The following is a 17,460-nucleotide window of genomic DNA, read 5'->3' on the forward strand; positions in this document are numbered from 1 at the left end:
TCCCGGGGCCGGCCGGTCCGGCCCTCAGGGTATCGGGTTCCCACATTCATCCGCACATGTGCGGATGAATGTGGGAAGTGTTCGGATGAAGTTGATAATCAAGGGTCCCCTTTGTGGTGGTGAGGAGCGCGCGGCTTCTTTTGGTAATAGTGTTAGCTGGTGGTATCATTAGTGCAGGTGGCGAAGGTTTGCATTGTGGGGTGTTTTGCCGTGAGCCGTTCTGCCCGTATTGGATTGATTGTCTTGGCGCTTGCGATCGCTGTGGTTGGCGCGGGCGCTGTCGGTATGGCATTTCTACCTGCTGCGGTGACGGAGCCGGTGGTCAAGCCTGTGACTCAATCTGTCGAACTTCTGACCGGCGACGACAAGCCCGAGACCATTACCGTTGATTTTGATGAGCAGCCGGCTGTGCTGGGTATTAGCAATTATCCGCGTATTCAGCTTGGGGCCATGCGCTATACCACGGATACAAGCCTGATCGATAGGGCGTCCGAGCTACTCAAGGGCAAAACATTTAAGCGTTGGTACGGATATGCGTCCTATCGGGCAAAAGCGAACGACATGGTTGGCGGATGCCACTCTTCTATCGAGCTGGACACTGCAAACGGCGCAAAGTTATGTGATGTCTCGTACGATCCGGGCTACGAGGGCAATGAGGGTCCGGGCATCTACATCATGGACGGCGATGTCGCCTATGTCATGGAGGGCGACCAGACCGAGCTCAACGATTTTATGGGTCAGTGTATCCAAGATGCCTATAAACAGACCTGCTTGCCTGACCCGCAGACTGCACGCGATAGTGGGTCTGCCCGTACATGGCTGTTCGAGGATGAGATGCCCTGGACCGCCGAATCGGGAAGCACGGGCTCGGCAAAAGAGTAGAGAAAGCGACCACCACAAAGGTGCCCCTTTGCGGTGGTTTTCGGTCTGTCTCAATCTGTAACATCTTGGCCGCTAAAAGTGGGCTTGGTGTTACAGATTGAGATTTTCGATTCGGGCGTCTTCTGTTTATCTCGATCTGTAACAGGTAGACCCTTATTTGCCGAGTAGTTGTTACAGATTTAGATAAACAGGCACCGCTGAGCATTGCATCTCGACCTGTAACATCTGAGGTCAAAAACGGCAGCTAGATGTTACAGATTGAGACAGTTGGTCGTCGGGGATGCAGCGGGTCGACGTCTCAGTACCCTATCCTTCAATCACTCAGAAAATCTTATATATAGAGACTTAGATTTGTGTATAAGATCGCGCAAAGCTGGCAACAATACTTCTCGAACAACGTGAAGCCGCCCCGTAGGGTGGCCGCCCCAAGAGAGGTGATTCCATGAGAATCGATAAGCTAGCAATGACGTCGCGCGAGGCGCTGCAGACCGCCATGGGCACTGCTGCCGATGCGCAGGCCGGTGCGGTGGAGCCGATTCACCTACTGTCTGCCCTGCTCGGTGCCGGCGAGCGCAACATTTCCGTGATCATCGAGCGCATTGGCGCCGATCCCGCCCAGCTCGCGCGCTCTACGCAGGATGCCATCGACCATGCGCCCAAGGTTTCGGGCGAGGGCCAGCAGATGGGTCTTTCCAACGAACTCGTCCGCGTCATCGAAAAGGCCGAAAAGAAGGCCACCAAGATGGGCGACAGCTTTGTGGTGACCGAGCATCTGCTCATGGCGCTTGCCGAGGACAAGGGCGAGGCGGGCCGCGTGCTGCGCGACGCCGGCGTTACCAAGGAGCGCATCGAGCAAGTCTACGAGGAGCTGCGCGGCGATGATCGCGTGACGTCTGCCGAGGACAAGACCCAGTTTGAGGCGCTGGAGCAGTACGGCCGCAACATCTGCGACCTTGCCCGCGCCGGCAAGCTCGACCCGGTCATCGGCCGTACCGACGAGATCCGCCGCACCATCCAGGTCCTATCCCGTCGCACCAAGAACAACCCCGTGCTCATCGGTGAGCCGGGCGTCGGTAAGACGGCCATCGTCGAGGGCATCGCCCAGCGTATCGTGGCCGGCGACGTGCCGAGCACCCTGCGCGACCGCGACCTCATCGAGCTCGACATGAGCGCGCTGGTCGCCGGCGCCAAGTACCGCGGCGAGTTCGAGGACCGCTTGAAGGCCGTGCTCAAGGAAGTCCAGAAGTCCGAGGGCAAGGTCATCCTGTTCATCGATGAGCTCCACACCATCGTGGGCGCGGGTGCCACCGAGGGTTCCATGGACGCTGGCAACATCCTTAAGCCGGCGCTTGCCCGTGGCGACCTGCATGCGATCGGCGCGACCACGCTTGACGAATACCGCAAGTACATCGAGAAAGACGCGGCGCTCGCCCGTCGTTTCCAGACCGTTCTGGTGAGCGAGCCCACCGTCGAGGACACCATCTCGATCCTGCGTGGCCTCAAGGAGAAGTACGAGATCTTCCACGGCGTGCATATCACCGACGGCGCGCTCGTGGCCGCCGCCGACCTCTCCGATCGCTACATCGCCGACCGTTTCCTGCCCGACAAGGCCATCGACCTGGTCGACGAGGCCGCAAGCCGCCTGCGCATGGAGCTCGACAGCATGCCGGTCGAGATCGACGCCACCACGCGTCAGCTCACCCAGCTGCAGATCGAGGAGCAGGCGCTCATGAAGGAGACCGACGACGCCTCCAAGGAGCGTCTGGAGGCCCTGCGCCAGGAGATCGCCGAGGTCCAGGAAAAGCTCAACGTGCAAAAGGCCGGCTGGCTCAACCAAAAGAACGCCATCGACCATGTGCAGGAGCTCAAGGGTCAGCTCGACGAGGCCAAGAGCGAGGAGGAGCGCGCGACGCGTAACGGCGATCTGGGCCGTGCATCCGAGCTGCGCTATGCCGTGATCCCGGGTCTGCAGCAGCAGATTCAGGAGTCCGAGGCCGCGCTCGAGGCGCAGAAGGAGCAGGATGGCGAAGGCCTCAACGAGCAGGTGACCTCCGATGAGATCGCCGAAGTCGTGAGTGCCTGGACCGGCGTGCCCGTGTCTAAGATGATGCAGGGCGAGCTCGACAAGCTGAAGGGCCTGGAGGGCGAGCTGCATAAGCGCGTCATCGGTCAGGACGAGGCCGTCTCCGCTGTCGCCGCAGCCGTGCGCCGCAGCCGCGCGGGTCTCTCCGATCCGGACAAGCCCATCGGCAGCTTCTTCTTCCTGGGCCCCACCGGCGTGGGCAAGACCGAGCTCGCCAAGGCGCTGGCCGAGTGCCTGTTCGACGACGAGCGCGCACTCGTACGTATCGACATGTCCGAGTACATGGAGAAGTTCAGCGTCCAGCGCCTGATCGGTGCGCCTCCGGGATACGTGGGCTACGACGAGGGCGGCCAGCTCACCGAGGCCGTGCGTCGTCGTCCGTACTCCGTGATCTTGCTTGACGAGATGGAGAAGGCTCATCCGGATGTCTTCAACGTGCTGCTGCAGGTGCTCGACGACGGTCGTCTGACCGATGGTCAGGGTCGTCAGGTGTCCTTCAAGAACACGATCATCATCATGACGTCCAACGTGGGCTCCAAGTCCATCGCCGACCTGTCCGGTAAGGACGAGGAGGAGATGCGCCATCAGGTCGACGCGGCCATGGCTCAGACCTTCCGCCCCGAGTTCCTCAACCGTATCGACGACATCGTGGTGTTCCATCCGCTCGGCATGGCGCAGATCGAGAAGATCGTCGACATCCAGCTTGCCGACGTCCGCGCGCGTCTGGCCAAGGAGCGCATGACGCTTGCCATCACCCCGGCAGCCAAACAGATGCTCGCCGTGGGCGGCCTGGACCCCGTGTTCGGTGCCCGTCCGCTCAAGCGCCTGGTCCAGCGCGAGGTCGTGGACGCCATCGCCGCCGCCATCATCGACGGCACGGTGCGCGAGGGCGATCAGGTGACGGTCGATGTCGACAAGGACGGCGGCTTTACCGTCGTGTGCGACAACACGCCGGCGGCCACCTACGAGGTCCCCGACGCCGAGTAGATTTTTGGGACATGCCTTAAAATCTACCAGCTCGTCTCTAAACGCCAAGGGCGACGGATCCAATTGGGTCCGTCGCCCTTTTTCGTGCGACAATCGATGATGTTGAACACAATTGCACGGCAAGGAGATATGCAGATGAAAGACGAGAACAAGACGAACGCACCGGCGACTGAGGCGGCGCCCGCCGCACCCGCCGCACCCAAGCCTGCGCCTAAGCCGGCACCCAAGCCGCGCGACCCCTATATCCGCGCCGAGAACGAGGACGATGACGGCTACGATCCCTACAGTGATCGCCGCCCCGAGCGCGAGCCACTGTTCGAAGCCGATCCGTGGCGCTGAGTGCCATCCAAAAGGCCACCAATAAGTTGCGGTGAAATAGGGACTGTTTTGCGGTTTGACCAGCAAAAACAGTCCCTATTTCACCGCAACTGCGTTAGGGATGTGGGTGTTGGGCGGCTGTCTTCGGGCCGGCTAGTCCTGGGCCTTGATGCTCGGCATCAGGATCTGGGCGAGGTAGTCGGTCTCGAGTTTGATGGCAGCGTCGGCCTTGCCGTCTTTGCCGACCAGTACGTTCTTGATCTGGCTATAGGTATAGCGGTTGCCGGTCGTAAGCTCGACAAGCTCAATGGCCGTGTCCATGGGGTAGGTCGACACGGGGTCTTGCATGCGCCCGTTGATGGTCTGGGGCACCACATACGGATAGACGGGGCCGCTGGCGTAGACCGTGTAGCCGTTGCCAAGGTTTGCCGCACCCAAAACCGTATCACCCTCATCGGGCGTAAAGCTTTCGCCGTCGCGCACTGCGACGATCGTCACGATCGGCGTATTGCTGTCGCCGGCCAGATAGATGCACAGCGTGCTGCCGTTTTGCCAAGTCGCGACTTTGCCGTACCACTCGACGGGGATATCGAGCTGATACAGATCCGTCGCCTTATGCCGAGCATCGGCATCGCGCGCGGCCTGCGCCTTGCGGGAGCTCACGGCGTTGACGGCGGCGTCACGGCGCGCGGTTGCCGCCTGCTGGAGTACCTTTGCGACTGCGGCGGAGCTCACCCCGCCCTCCTCGGCGTACTTGGCGGCGGCATCGATCTGGTCGTCAGTCACCGTGTCGGCCGAAGGCACCTTGAGCTTAAAGGTGGCCTGGGCACTCAGATCCTGTCCGTCGCTCTTGATCGTGACCTGCGCCTTGGTGGTCGGCACGGTATAGACGGTGCCGTCGGACGCGATGGGGGAGGCGGCAATGGAGAGCGTGTAATCGCCGGGTAGCAGTTTGATGCCACGGCCGTGCTCGTCAACATAGAGCGTTTCGCTCACAGAAGAACCGTCGGAATCCTGCCCGCTCACCTGTACGGGAATCTTGGAGCCAGTTGAGCAGTCGAGGCCCGTGGCATGCACGCCAATCTGCACCGACATCATCGTGTGTGCACTGGCGGCGACAGCGGCAGCCTGCTCTTGCTGATATCCGTTCCAGGCAGCATAGCCTGCGCCGCCGGCGACGAGCGCGACGGCCACAACGCCAGCGACCATCAGATTGCGGCGCTTGGGCGACATCTTGCGATGACGAACCTCGGCCTCGCGTGCCGAGGGAACGGACGGCAGGGGAATATCGCCCATGGCGATGGTCTCGTCCACGGCAGGCGCGGAGCCTAAGCCAGGGAGCTCGCGGGTCAGCGAATCTTCGGCCGGCAAGCTGTCGAGCAAGATGGTTTCCTCGCTCGTGTCGGATTTGGGCTGGTCGTCGGCCTCGCATTCGGATTCCTCGTGCCTCGCCTCGTCTTCGGTGGGCGCGGCGCCATCGTCTTTTGCATCCTGATCATCGGGCTGCGCCTCGATTTCCGGCTCATCCTGCACATCAACGCTCGAATCGTCAAACGCAATCTCGGCCAGCGCGATCTGGTCTAGGCTCTCCAGGGCCTCGGCGCATGCTTCTGCATCTTGGGCCGCATCCTCTTGGCCCATCGTCTCATCATTCATATATCCCCCAAGCTCAATATCGGGACAACAATGTACCCAAAATTGGGGTCACATAGGGCTGTCAGGCGGTTGGAAATCTGATTTTATCTGTGCGAGAGGTTTTGAATGTGTGCGCGAATGGAATATGCGCGTGAATGCGCGCAACAACAAAAAGCCCCGGAAAGCGGGCGAATCGCTTTCCGGGGGCATGCAATACGTTGCATTGCGCGGAATCGGCCGGGCGACTTCACATTCAAGCGGCATGCGCGCCGGGCATGTTACTCGGCGTGAGCGTAATCAACCTTGGCGCGGCGAGCGGTAGCCTTCTCCCAATCGCTGGTGCCCTCAAAGACATCCTGCTTGTAGGGATTGCGGCCGAGCTTCTTGGCGCGGTAGGCGATGTAGATGATCGCGGCGACGTTGGTGATCAGCGCGGCGATGGAGACCGCGGTGGCGGCGCCGGGGTCGAGTGTGGAGTGGGTCACAAAGATGGACTCCTCCTGGAAGTAGGGGAACACCTGGGCAAACATGCACCAAATAGCAAGCGTAAAGGCGCGGTTCTGGATCCAGCCGCCCTTGTTCCAGATAAAGGCGGCGACGGTGGGCGCCAGCAGCAGCGCAAAGCCGCAGAACCAGGAGTGGGTGGGCAGGCAGTTGTAGGTGTAGCAGAAGTTCCAGATGTCGTAGGCGATGATGTAGACCCAGGTCATGTCGGGCCACAGCATGTCGGTCTTGTCCTCGGAGGCGTAGACGCTCCACCAACCGGTCATGCAGAAGATGTTGATGATTCCGGCGATGCCGTTGAACACGTTATTCCAACCGGCGAGCTGCGTGGCGCCCTCGGAGGTGACCCAAGTGGACTGGCCCAGGACAAAGAAGTGATAGGCGCTCTCGAAGTCGGACACGACGGCGATCATGATGTTGATGGCGACGATCACAAACGGCCATGCGCGGAACCAGTGCGCCTTGCCGATCTTGCCCCACTGATACTTAATGGCGATGAAGCCCCAGCAACCGGCAAGCGCCGCGTATACCTTGGCGTAGTGGAACCAGCTGTTCTGGTACACATGGGTGGGGTTGGTGAGCGCCCACTCGGCGCCCTGCGAAACGCCGACGGCGATGGCGACGCAGTAGATGGTCATGGCCAGCGGAGCCACGCCAAAGATGATGGCCGCGCCCAGCTTGGTGCGGCGGCCGACCTCGTTGAGCACGATCAGGCCAATAAAGACCATGGCCCAGCCGGCCCAGTGGATAAGGGTATCGCTACCCCAAACATCGAACAGCATGCTGCTCTCCTTTCACACGCCCGCGGCCCCTCTTCTGATCGCGGGCAGTTTGGCCAAATGTCGTCAGTTCTGGGGCTTGCGCTCCGGATACTTGGCGGTATAGCCCTCGATGTGGAGCGTCGAGGCGATGATTTCCTTGACCGTCTCGTCGGGCACATCGGGGTGCGTGCGGATATACATCAACAACCCCATGATGAGGGTGTAGAACGTCTCGTAGACATGGTCGATGCGTAGCTCATGATGGGCGACAAAATCCACCACGGTGGTGTCGCAGATATACTGCGCCACGCGCTGGACCACGTTGTGCAAAAAGCCGCCGTAGAGCGCGCCGCTGCTCGAGGTGAGCGTGCTCGGCAGCTCGTGGCCGCTGGCGACCAGGCGCTTAAAGAGCGGGGCGACGGTGTCGAGCGCGCCCTCGATATCGCCGACGGTGCGGTTGGCATTCCACTGCTCGAGCTCGGAGATAAAACCGTCGATTGCCTCGTCCATGACGGCGGTGACGGCGGCGTCCATGTCGGCGAAGTAGTGGTAGAACAATGAACGCGTGCAGCCGGCTCGCTTGGTCACGGCCGATACCGATAGGTGGGACACGCCCAGCTCGGAGCTTACGGTGCGTACGGCATCGAGGATCTCGCGACGGCGTTCGTCGCCCGTCAGGCGCTTTGCCGCGCTATCGGATGCGGGGACGGCATCGACCACAGAGGTATCTGCTGCGTTGTTGCCCATGTTTTGCCGCCTTTCATCCTCTTTTGCCTGACCGTTCGCCTAACAGTCTTGAATATTGTTGACGGTTCGTCAATACTATTTTTGACACAATGTCAACAATGGCGGGTGAACGGCATGGGGGCATGCCCGGCCTGCAAAAAAAAGAGGGGCGCCGCGGTCCCGCCGGGCTGTGGCAAGAGAAGGGACAACCATGATTCTCAACGGACCGGGGATTAGCTACACCGAGCCCGACATCGGTTCGGAGTTCGTGCCGCCGCTGCCGGAGCATCCGCGCGAGGCCATCGTCAAGCTGTGCGAGCACTGCACCAACCGTCTGCTGCATCGCGATGAGCTGCTGGGCTACGAGTACTGGTCGTTTGCCGAAGCTGCAACCGACGAGCAGGCCGAAGTGCTCTGCAAGATGAAGATGCGCCGCCCCTATACGCTGCCCGAGATGGTCAAGCTCACCGGCATGCCTGAGGCCGATATCGAGAAGATGCTCGACGACATGAGCTACACGGGTCTGCTCGAGTACAACTGGGAAAACCCCGAGCGCGCCAAGCAGTGGGTGCTGCCCATGCTGGTGCCGGGTTCCGCCGAGTTCCTCAACATGCGCATGAGCCAGCTCGAGGAGCACCCGGTCTATGCCAAGTTCTTTGAGCAGGCGTCCAAGGGACCGCTGTCCAAGGCCACGCCGATGGTGCCGCCCGGTGGTGCCGGCATCGGCATGCATGTCATTCCGGTCGAGAAGGCTATCGATGCCGCGAGCACATCGGTGCCGATCGAGCATATCGAGCATTGGCTCGACAAATACGATGGCAAATATGCCGCTAGCACCTGCAGCTGCCGCGCGAGCCGTCGCGTGATGGGTGAGGGCTGCGCCGACGACCCCGCCGACTGGTGCATTGCCGTGGGCGATATGGCCGACTATGTGGTTGAGACCGACCGCGGCCATTATGTAACGCGCGACGAGGTCTACGACATCCTGCGCCAGGCCGAGGACAACGGCTTCGTGCACCAGATTACCAACATTGACGGCGAGAACAAGATCTTCGCCATCTGCAACTGCAACGTCAACGTGTGCTATGCCCTGCGCACCTCGCAGCTGTTCAACACGCCCAACCTGTCGCGCTCGGCCTACGTCGCCAAGGTCGAGAAGGACAAGTGCGTGGCCTGCGGTCGCTGCGTTGAGGTGTGTCCGGCCGGCGCCGCCAAACTGGGCCAGAAGCTCTGTAGCAAAAAGGCCGGCGGACAGGTGCCCGAGTATCCGCGCCAGGAGCTGCCCGATGCCACCAAGTGGGACCACACCAAGTGGTCGCCCAACTACCGCAACGACAACCGCATCGAGACGCACGAGTCCGGCACCGCTCCCTGCAAGACGGCTTGCCCCGCACACGTTGCCGTTCAGGGCTACTTAAAGCTTGCGGCGCAGGGCCGCTATGACGAGGCTCTGGCGCTCATCAAGCGCGAGAACCCGCTGCCCGCTATCTGCGGTCGCGTGTGCAACCGCCGCTGCGAGGATGCCTGCACCCGCGGTCGCGTGGACGAGGCCGTGGCCATCGACGAGGTCAAGAAGTTTATCGCCCAGCGTGATCTGGACACCGCGACCCGCTACGTCCCGCCTGTGGTGACGCCGACGCGCGCTGGTGGCTTCGACCAGAAGATCGCCATCATCGGCGCCGGTCCGGCCGGTCTGTCCTGCGCTTTTTATCTGGCCGAGAAGGGCTACAAGCCCGTCGTGTTCGAGAAAAACGGGCGCCCGGGCGGCATGCTCACTTATGGCATTCCCAGCTTTAAGCTGCAGAAGGATGTTATCGAGGCCGAGGTCGAGGTTATTCGCCTGATGGGTGCCGAGTTCCGCTATGGCGTGGAAGTCGGTCGCGACGTGACGCTCGATGAGCTGCGCGCACAGGGCTTTAAGGCCTTCTACGTGGCTATTGGCTGCCAGGGTGGCCGCCTTGCCGGCATTCCGGGCGAGGATGCCGAGGATGTGACCGTGGCCGTCGACTTCCTTCGCGAGGTCAACAGCGGCAAGATCGACGCGCTGCCCGGCCGCACCATTGTGGTGGGCGGCGGCAACGTGGCCATCGACGTGGCTCGCAACGCCTGTCGCCTGGGTTCCGAGCACGTTGAGATGTTCTGCCTGGAGAGCGAGGCCCAGATGCCCGCTAGCGAGGAAGAGCGTCGCGAGGCCGTTGAGGACGGCGCGCACATCAGCTGCAGCTGGGGTCCCAAGGAGGTCCATCTGGACGATGCCGGCCGTGTGTGCGGCATTACCTTCAAGCGCTGCACGCGTGTCTTCGACGACGAGGGCCGTTTTGCGCCCGAGTACGACGAGAACGATCTGCGTCGCGTGGACGCCGACCGCGTGGTCATGTCCATCGGTCAGTCCATCGTGTGGGGCGACCTGTTGGCCGGCTCCAAGGTGGAGCTCGGCCGTGGCCAGGGTGCCCTTGCCGATCCCCAGACCTATCAGACCGCCGAGCCCGACATCTTTGTGGGCGGAGACGTCTACACCGGCCCCAGCTTTGCCATCGATGCCATCGCCGCCGGTCACGAGGCGGCCGTGTCCATACATCGCTTTGTGCAGCCGGGCTCTACGCTCACCATTGGCCGCAACCAGCGTAAGTACAGCGCGCTCGACCGAGATGACGTGGTGATCGAGAGCTATGACAACGCGAGCCGCGAGGTGGCTCACGTCGACCGCGAGCGCGAGAAGGCCGAGCCGTTTAGCGAGTATGTCGAGACCTTTACCGAGGAGCAGGTGCGTGCCGAGACCGCCCGCTGCCTGGGTTGCGGCGCCTCGATCGTCGACCCCAACAAGTGCATCGGCTGCGGTCTGTGCACCACCAAGTGCGCGTTCGATGCCATCCACCTGGATCGCGATCGCCCCGAGTGCTCCACGATGGTCAAATACGAGCAAAAGCTTCCCAGCCTGGGCAAGTACGCACTCAAGCGCGCCATCAAGATCAAATTCGGTCGCAAGTAATGAGGTTCCGCCGTTCTAACGAACGGCGGCACTGCCGACGCTGCGCGGCGCCCAAGCACCCCATCTTGCCCCTCAACTTCGGCGCCGCGGGCAAAAGCCCAGCGGACGCCTTGTTTCGGGGCAACCTGGGGCACCTGGATCGCCGCTCGCTGACGTTTGGCTGATATCGCATCAACCGTTGTTGAAAGGTTTCTACCTTGCATGAATTGGGAATCGTTTACCACATCATTCGCGATGTCGAGAATGTGGCGCGCGCTCATGGCGTGCGTCGCGTTTCGAGCGTGACGTTGCTACTGGGCGAGGTCTCGGGCGTCGTTCCCGACTTGCTGCTCGACGCTTGGCGCTGGGCAGCAGATAAAAAGCCTATCGCGCAGGGCGCGGAGCTTATCGTGGAGCCCGTCGAGGCCGTGACACATTGCGAGGCGTGCGGCTGCGACTACGCGACGGTCGAGCACGGCAAGACCTGTCCCCATTGCGGTAGCGGCGAGACCTATTTGCTGCAGGGCCAAGAGGTAATGATCAAACAGATCGAGACTCCCGACGAGGACCCGGCAGACGCTGCTCCTGACGGCCTCTCCGACGCACCCGATGCCGTCGACGCCGCCAACCCACTCCACATCGCCTAACATCCAATGACTGCATGGGCTAGAGTTCTAAACATATTTGCTTCGGTTAGTCAAGTCATGTCTGTTTAAACAAAATGGCGGCACGCAGGCGCATTGGGATCCACCTAAAAGCGGTTTTAACGAACAGTGCGCCTGTATATGTCTTTGGAAACAATCGGCAAATCACGTTTTATCAGGCAATGAGCTGTAAACCAGCAATGTAATCAATTTGTAACAAACTTAGACGTTTAAACAAATAATCCAACCTTTTGCGAATTTAGCTATAATTCCACAATCCAAACAGGTATACTCCTTTCATGTCGTGTAGGAAATACGTAGACAAAAAGGAGGTTATGTGATGGTAAGTATTGTTCTTGCTAGCCACGGGGACTTGGCAGCTGGAATCAAGCAGACGGGCTCGATGGTCTTTGGCGATCAGCCGTCTGTTGCCGTGGTCTCGCTCGAGCCGAGCATGGGCCCCGACGATTTCCGCGCCAAGGTCGAGGAAGCAGTCGCTTCCTTCGAGGACCAGGAGCAGGTGCTCTTCCTCGTTGATCTGTGGGGCGGCACGCCGTTCAACCAGATCAGCGGGCTCATCGAGGGCCACGATTCCTGGGCTATCGTCACCGGTGTCAACCTGCCTATGCTCATCGAGGCATATTCGCAGCGCTTTGACGCAAAGAACACTGCACATGCGATCGCAAAACATCTCGTGACTGAGGCTAAGGCTGGCGTGCGCGTCAAGCCCGAGTCTCTGGAGCCCGAGGAGAAGAAGCCGGCTGCGGCCGCCGCTGCTCCTGCAGGCGCCATCCCTCCGGGAACGGTCATCGGCGACGGGCACATCAAGATTGCCCACGTCCGTATCGACACCCGTCTGCTTCATGGTCAGGTGGCCACCACGTGGACCAAGCAGATCAACCCCAACCGCATCATCGTGGTTTCCGACGGCGTTGCTCACGACGAGCTCCGCAAGACCATGATCGAGCAGGCTGCCCCTCCGGGAGTCCATGCCAACGTCGTGCCCATCAAGAAGATGGCCGAGGTCGTCAAGGACACGCGCTTTGGTGACACCAAGGCCATGCTGCTCTTTGAGAACCCGCAGGATCTGCTCAAGGCCATCGAGGCCGGCGTCGACATCAAGGAAGTCAACATCGGTTCCATGGCTCACTCCAAGGGCAAGGTCGTCGTCACCAACGCCGTCGCTATGGGCGATGACGACGTCAAGACTCTCGAGGCCCTCAAGGCCAAGGGCGTCAAGTTCGAGGTCCGCAAGGTTCCTTCGGATTCCTCCGAGGATCTCGACGCCATGTTGAAGAAAGCTAAGGCCGAACTGGCCGCTCAAGCATAGTAAAGGAGGGTCCGATACATGTCTGCAATCACTATTCTGCTTGTTGCGATTGTCGCGTTGCTTGCCGGTATGGAAGGCATTCTGGATGAGTTCCAGTTCCATCAGCCGCTCGTGGCATGCACGCTTATCGGTCTCGTAACCGGTCACCTTCAGGAGGGCATCCTCCTGGGCGGTTCGCTCCAGATGATGGCCCTTGGCTGGGCTAACGTTGGCGCCGCTGTCGCGCCTGACGCCGCTCTGGCCTCGGTCGCTTCTTCGATCATCATGGTGCTCGCCCTCAACGGTGGCGCCACCGATTCGGCAAAGGCCGTTACCGCCGCCATCGCCGTCGCCGTCCCGCTGTCGGTCGCTGGTCTGTTCCTGACCATGATCTGCCGTACCCTGGCTACCGCTATCGCTCACGCCATGGACGGTTGCGCCGAGAAGGGCGACTTCTCCGGCATCGAGCGCTGGCAGTACGCTGCTATCCTCATGCAGGGCCTTCGTATCGCCATCCCGGCAGTACTTCTGTGCATCATCCCGGCCGAGGCTGTTACCAACGCGCTTAACGCTATGCCCGACTGGCTGTCCGGCGGTATGGCTGTCGGCGGCGGCATGGTCGCTTCCGTCGGTTACGCCATGGTCATCAACATGATGGCCACCAAGGAGACCTGGCCGTTCTTCATCCTCGGCTTTGTCCTTGCTGCCATCCCTCAGCTCACGCTGATCGCCCTTGGCCTCATCGGCATCTCCCTTGCCCTCATCTACCTTGGCCTTAAGGATCTGGCCAAGCAGGGTGGCGGCATGGGCGGCGGCTCCGGTGACCCGCTCGGCGACATTCTGAACGATTACGAGTAGGAGGGGAGTGATACATATGGTAGAGAACAAGATTCAGCTCACCAAGGCTGACCGCAAGAAGGTTTGCTTCCGTCATCAGTTCCTTCAGGGCTCGTGGAACTACGAGCGTATGCAGAACGGCGGCTGGTGCTTCGCAATGATCCCTGCGATCAAGAAGCTCTACACCAGCAAGGATGACCAGATTGCCGCTCTTAAGCGCCACCTGGAGTTCTATAACACCCACCCCTATGTTTCCGCCCCCGTCATTGGCGTTACCCTCGCTCTCGAGGAGGAGCGCGCCAACGGTGCCCCGATTGACGACGTCGCCATTCAGGGCGTCAAGGTCGGTATGATGGGCCCGCTCGCCGGTGTCGGCGACCCCGCCTTCTGGTTCACCCTTCGCCCGATTCTGGGTGCTCTGGGCGCTTCCCTGGCCCTGTCCGGCAGCATCGCCGGTCCGCTGCTGTTCTTCTTCGCGTGGAACATCATCCGTTACGCCTTCCTGTGGTACACGCAGGAGTTTGGCTACAAGGTCGGCTCCTCCATCGCCAAGGACCTCTCCGGCGGTCTGATGGGCAAGGTCACCGAGGGTGCTTCCATCCTGGGTATGTTCATCATCGGCGCCCTGGTCGAGCGCTGGGTGTCCATCTCCTTCACCCCGGTCGTCTCCAAGGTCACGCAGTCTGCTGGCGCCTTTATCGACTGGGCTAACCTGCCCTCCGGTTCTGAGGGTATCAAGGAAGCACTGACGATGTATAACTCCATCGGTGCTAACGCCCTTGATCAGGTGAAGGTCACCACGCTTCAGGCCAACCTCGATCAGCTCATCCCTGGCCTTGCCGCCGTGTGCCTGACCCTGCTGGTCTGCAAGCTCCTCAAGAAGAAGGTCAGCCCGATCGTCATCATCCTGGCTCTCTTCGCCATCGGCATCATCGGTCGCGTCTGCGGCTTCATGTAAGCACGTTTCGGCTTAAGACCGAGAATTGCTAGGCAAGGGCTTTTGAGCCATTGAAACGGACCGCACCCGGTGGGTACACTGGATGCGGTCCGATTGTTTTATTTGGAGGGCGAGGCGCGCATGGCGCAATCTCAGAACAGCACGGTCGATCTGGCAACGTCGGCAACCTGCCTGATGGGGCTTACCAGCCACGGTAACGTGATGGTGGGCAATAAGGCGTTCGAGTATTACAACGAGCGTAATCCCGAGGATTATATTCAAATCCCGTGGGACGAGGTCGACTATATTGCCGCCGAGGTTTTGCGCGGCACCAAGAAGATCACGCGTTTTGCCATCTTCACCAAGGACAACGGTCACTTTACGTTTTCGACGCGCGACGACAAAGAGACGTTGCGCGCGGTCCGCAAGTACGTCGACGAGGACAAGCTCGTGCGTTCGCCCGACTTTATCGATGTGACGGCCAAGGGTGCCAAGAGCATCCCTTCCGTTATCAAAAACCTCTTCCACAAAGGCAACTAGCTCTTCACAAGTTGCGGTGAAATAGTTCCTAAATACGGCTTTAGATGCTTCAGACAGGAACTATTCCACCGCAACTTCGAAGTCTAGTCATGCGACGTATTACGATGCAGTAAATCTGCTACACTAGCACAACATGCCTCCGTAGCTCAGGGGATAGAGCACCGCTCTCCTAAAGCGGGTGTCGACGGTTCGAATCCGCCCGGGGGCACCAGGGAATATGACGGCGTCGCGGGAGCGGCGCCGTTTCTGGTTTGCGGGGGCCGCCGTGCTGCTCGCCCGTGGGGGATGGGCATCTGTTTCCTAGAGTGTGCTGCGGTAAATCTTTCTCGCGTCGTCCAGCGTGAGCTTCTTGAAGCTGCCGAAGAGCTCTCCGCGGTTGATCTTGAGGTCCGGAATCATCTTTTCGATATCGTCCTCGGTGACTCCGAACTCCGATAGCGTGCGCGGCATTCCCAGCGAGACGTTGAAATCCTGCAGCTCGTCGATGGTCGCTTCGACCGCGTACTCGATTGCCTGCTCGGGGGTTACCTCCACATCGAGCTCGTCCGCGTCCGAATCGACGGGTTCGACGCCAAAGGCCTGGGCGCTGAACTCCAGGAAGCGCTCGGGGTGCTCTCGCCATGCGTAGCGCAACCAGGCGGGGAAGATGACGGCGAGGCCGGCGTCGTGCGTGATCTTGGTGTCCAGTGCGGACAGCTCGTGCTCAAGGACGTGGCAGGTCCAATCGCCGTCGCGCAGGCCGGGGACACCCAGGCCGCAGCCGGCGAGGCCGTTATGGGCGAGCGTACCCACCCACATGATCTCGGCGCGGGCGTCGTAGTCATCTGGGTTCTCCATCACCTTGGACGCCGCCTCCATCGCAGCGCGCACTGGCCCGCAGGCGCTGTTGTCGGTTACGCCCACGGCGGGCTCGCCGGAGAAGAGTCGCTCCATGTATGGGCGATCATGTCGGTCACTCCCGCGGCGGTCTGGTAGGCGGGCAGGGTGAAGGTCAGTTCCGGGTCGAGGAAGGCGATGGCCGGGCGGTTGAGGTCCGTGTTAATGCCGCATTTGAGGTGCTCCTCGTCGTTGCTGATAACGCAGGAGTTAGAGGCCTCGGACCCGATGCGGGGATGGTCGCCACGCAGGCGACGTCGATGCGGTCGGCGGGAACGGCGCGCTTGCGGAAGAAGTCCCATACGTCGCCGTCGTATACCGCCCCCAGCGCGATGGCCTTCGCGCAGTCCATGGCTGAGCCGCCGCCCACGGGCAGGATGATGTCGACGTCGTTTTCCCGTGCGAGCTCGACGCCTTCTCGCACCAAGCCTATTTCGGGGTTTGGACGCACCCCTCTAAGCTCGATGTGCTCCACGCCCGCGGCGTCGAGCGATGCCTTCACGTGGCCGAGCGTTCCGCAGCGGACTACGGAACCCTTGCCGTAGACAATGAGCGCTCGGCGGTGGCCGGAGACGGACAGGGTCTCCCCAACCTTGTCGGTCACTTTTCGTCCAAAGACAAAGCGGGTGGGGGAGTAGAGGGAGAAATCGTTCATGGAGCTCCAATCTGGCGTTTCGCCCTACATGCGCGGAGGAGTTTTTCGGGCGCATCGCCTGCATTCGCGTCGCAATCTCGGCGGCGCGGTGCGGTCCGTGGATTCCATCGTATCGCCCGCGGCATCCCTTACCGACGATTGGGGCGAGTCTGCATTTCGCGGCGCGACGTCCACCTGGCGGACGATATCCGTTCGCGACACGTGGCCGTCCCGGTCGCAATAGCGTATGCGCACCGGGTCGCCGAGATGGGCCTGTGACCCCTTCTCCTGATGCGAGCGCGCGAGACGGACGAGCAGCGGCGCGAGCACCTGCTCGACCGTCTCCTCCCGATACCACGCCGCCACGGGCAACCCGTTCACGTCAAACCCGTACGTTCGCCATGCCATTCGCCTCGCCGCCTTCGCCGAACGAAACCGCGTATCCAGACCGCCGGTCCCCAACCCAGCACTTCGACGAGCCTTCGCGCGCACTTCTGCGGTCGGGATGCGCCCGTGAGGCGCTCGGCAGGCAGCGCCATTGCCGCTCGCTGTGTCGAGCGCGAGTGTCGAGAAGTCGCCACATGCCACTCAGATGTAGCATGGAGTGCCGAAGCGCACGCGCCCGTGACGAAACACTGGCGCCAACCCGTTCCGCGCACCACCCCGCCCGTAAGGTGTGTGGCGAAAGGAGGACCAGCCGCATGAACATCCCCGAGACACAGAGCCTACCTCGATCGCATTCCGCACGAGCTTCTCTGACATTTCCGCCCATTACCACGTGGAGGTCCCCGTCACGGAGATCGCCTACGCATACGACTA

The 17,460-nt window shown here is 61.1% G+C and carries 15 protein-coding genes and 1 tRNA gene; 10 read left to right on the forward strand and 6 right to left on the reverse strand.

What is annotated here, in order from left to right; all coding sequences use genetic code 11:
• Positions 1-210: 210 nt before the first annotated feature.
• From I1969_RS05920 to I1969_RS05930, 3 genes are all read left to right on the forward strand, one after another.
• Positions 211-882 (forward strand): hypothetical protein, encoded by a 672-nt coding sequence (locus I1969_RS05920; RefSeq protein ID WP_195233820.1) that lies wholly within the window; start codon positions 211-213, stop codon positions 880-882.
• Positions 883-1,324: 442 nt separating this feature from the next.
• Positions 1,325-3,952 (forward strand): ATP-dependent chaperone ClpB, encoded by a 2,628-nt coding sequence (clpB, locus tag I1969_RS05925; RefSeq protein ID WP_195233822.1) that lies wholly within the window; start codon positions 1,325-1,327, stop codon positions 3,950-3,952.
• 135 nt (positions 3,953-4,087) lie between these two features.
• Entirely contained in the window at positions 4,088-4,291 is a 204-nt protein-coding gene (locus I1969_RS05930) for a hypothetical protein (protein WP_229028294.1), read from the forward strand.
• A 132-nt stretch (positions 4,292-4,423) separates the two neighbouring features.
• On the opposite strand, the gene I1969_RS05935 is transcribed toward I1969_RS05930, so the two are convergent.
• The 3 genes from I1969_RS05935 to I1969_RS05945 form a co-directional block, all read right to left on the reverse strand.
• Positions 4,424-5,926: a hypothetical protein gene (locus tag I1969_RS05935; RefSeq protein WP_195233826.1), complete on the reverse strand. Its 1,503-nt coding sequence runs from the start codon at positions 5,924-5,926 to the stop codon at positions 4,424-4,426.
• Between the two features lie 257 nt (positions 5,927-6,183).
• Entirely contained in the window at positions 6,184-7,191 is a 1,008-nt protein-coding gene (locus I1969_RS05940) for a DUF5692 family protein (RefSeq protein ID WP_195233828.1), read from the reverse strand.
• Between the two features lie 63 nt (positions 7,192-7,254).
• Positions 7,255-7,917, reverse strand: coding sequence for a TetR/AcrR family transcriptional regulator (locus I1969_RS05945; RefSeq protein ID WP_195233829.1), 663 nt, complete (start codon positions 7,915-7,917; stop codon positions 7,255-7,257).
• 190 nt (positions 7,918-8,107) lie between these two features.
• Between I1969_RS05945 and I1969_RS05950 the strand changes: the two genes are divergently transcribed.
• The 7 genes from I1969_RS05950 to I1969_RS05980 all read left to right on the forward strand — a co-directional run bounded on the left by I1969_RS05950 (position 8,108) and on the right by I1969_RS05980 (position 15,342).
• On the forward strand, positions 8,108-10,885 hold the full coding sequence (locus tag I1969_RS05950; RefSeq protein ID WP_195233831.1) for an FAD-dependent oxidoreductase: 2,778 nt from the start codon (positions 8,108-8,110) through the stop codon (positions 10,883-10,885).
• A 197-nt stretch (positions 10,886-11,082) separates the two neighbouring features.
• Positions 11,083-11,511, forward strand: a complete 429-nt coding sequence (locus I1969_RS05955) for a hydrogenase maturation nickel metallochaperone HypA (RefSeq protein WP_195233833.1) — start codon at positions 11,083-11,085, stop codon at positions 11,509-11,511.
• A 337-nt stretch (positions 11,512-11,848) separates the two neighbouring features.
• Positions 11,849-12,838 carry a PTS sugar transporter subunit IIB gene (locus I1969_RS05960; RefSeq protein WP_148332486.1) on the forward strand — a complete coding sequence of 330 codons (990 nt, stop codon included), beginning with the start codon at positions 11,849-11,851 and terminating at the stop codon, positions 12,836-12,838.
• Between the two features lie 18 nt (positions 12,839-12,856).
• The gene (locus I1969_RS05965; protein WP_055285302.1) at positions 12,857-13,675 is read left to right on the forward strand and encodes a PTS mannose/fructose/sorbose transporter subunit IIC; all 819 of its coding nucleotides are present in this window, start codon (positions 12,857-12,859) and stop codon (positions 13,673-13,675) included.
• A gap of 16 nt (positions 13,676-13,691) precedes the next feature.
• The gene (locus tag I1969_RS05970; protein ID WP_195233835.1) at positions 13,692-14,612 is read left to right on the forward strand and encodes a PTS system mannose/fructose/sorbose family transporter subunit IID; all 921 of its coding nucleotides are present in this window, start codon (positions 13,692-13,694) and stop codon (positions 14,610-14,612) included.
• Between the two features lie 120 nt (positions 14,613-14,732).
• Positions 14,733-15,131 carry a DUF956 family protein gene (locus tag I1969_RS05975; RefSeq protein WP_195233837.1) on the forward strand — a complete coding sequence of 133 codons (399 nt, stop codon included), beginning with the start codon at positions 14,733-14,735 and terminating at the stop codon, positions 15,129-15,131.
• 135 nt (positions 15,132-15,266) lie between these two features.
• Positions 15,267-15,342 (forward strand) — tRNA-Arg (locus I1969_RS05980).
• An 89-nt stretch (positions 15,343-15,431) separates the two neighbouring features.
• On the opposite strand, the gene I1969_RS11375 is transcribed toward I1969_RS05980, so the two are convergent.
• The 3 genes from I1969_RS11375 to I1969_RS05990 are packed head-to-tail and all read right to left on the reverse strand — an operon-like array spanning position 15,432 to position 17,049.
• Positions 15,432-16,064 carry an iron-containing alcohol dehydrogenase gene (locus tag I1969_RS11375; protein WP_324248649.1) on the reverse strand — a complete coding sequence of 211 codons (633 nt, stop codon included), beginning with the start codon at positions 16,062-16,064 and terminating at the stop codon, positions 15,432-15,434.
• Between the two features lie 58 nt (positions 16,065-16,122).
• Entirely contained in the window at positions 16,123-16,662 is a 540-nt protein-coding gene (locus tag I1969_RS11380) for an iron-containing alcohol dehydrogenase (protein ID WP_324248650.1), read from the reverse strand.
• 24 nt (positions 16,663-16,686) lie between these two features.
• Positions 16,687-17,049: a hypothetical protein gene (locus I1969_RS05990; protein WP_195233839.1), complete on the reverse strand. Its 363-nt coding sequence runs from the start codon at positions 17,047-17,049 to the stop codon at positions 16,687-16,689.
• Positions 17,050-17,460: the final 411 nt, after the last annotated feature.

It is taken from the genome of Collinsella aerofaciens (genome assembly GCF_015548375.1).
GTDB lineage: Bacteria > Actinomycetota > Coriobacteriia > Coriobacteriales > Coriobacteriaceae > Collinsella > Collinsella aerofaciens_AB.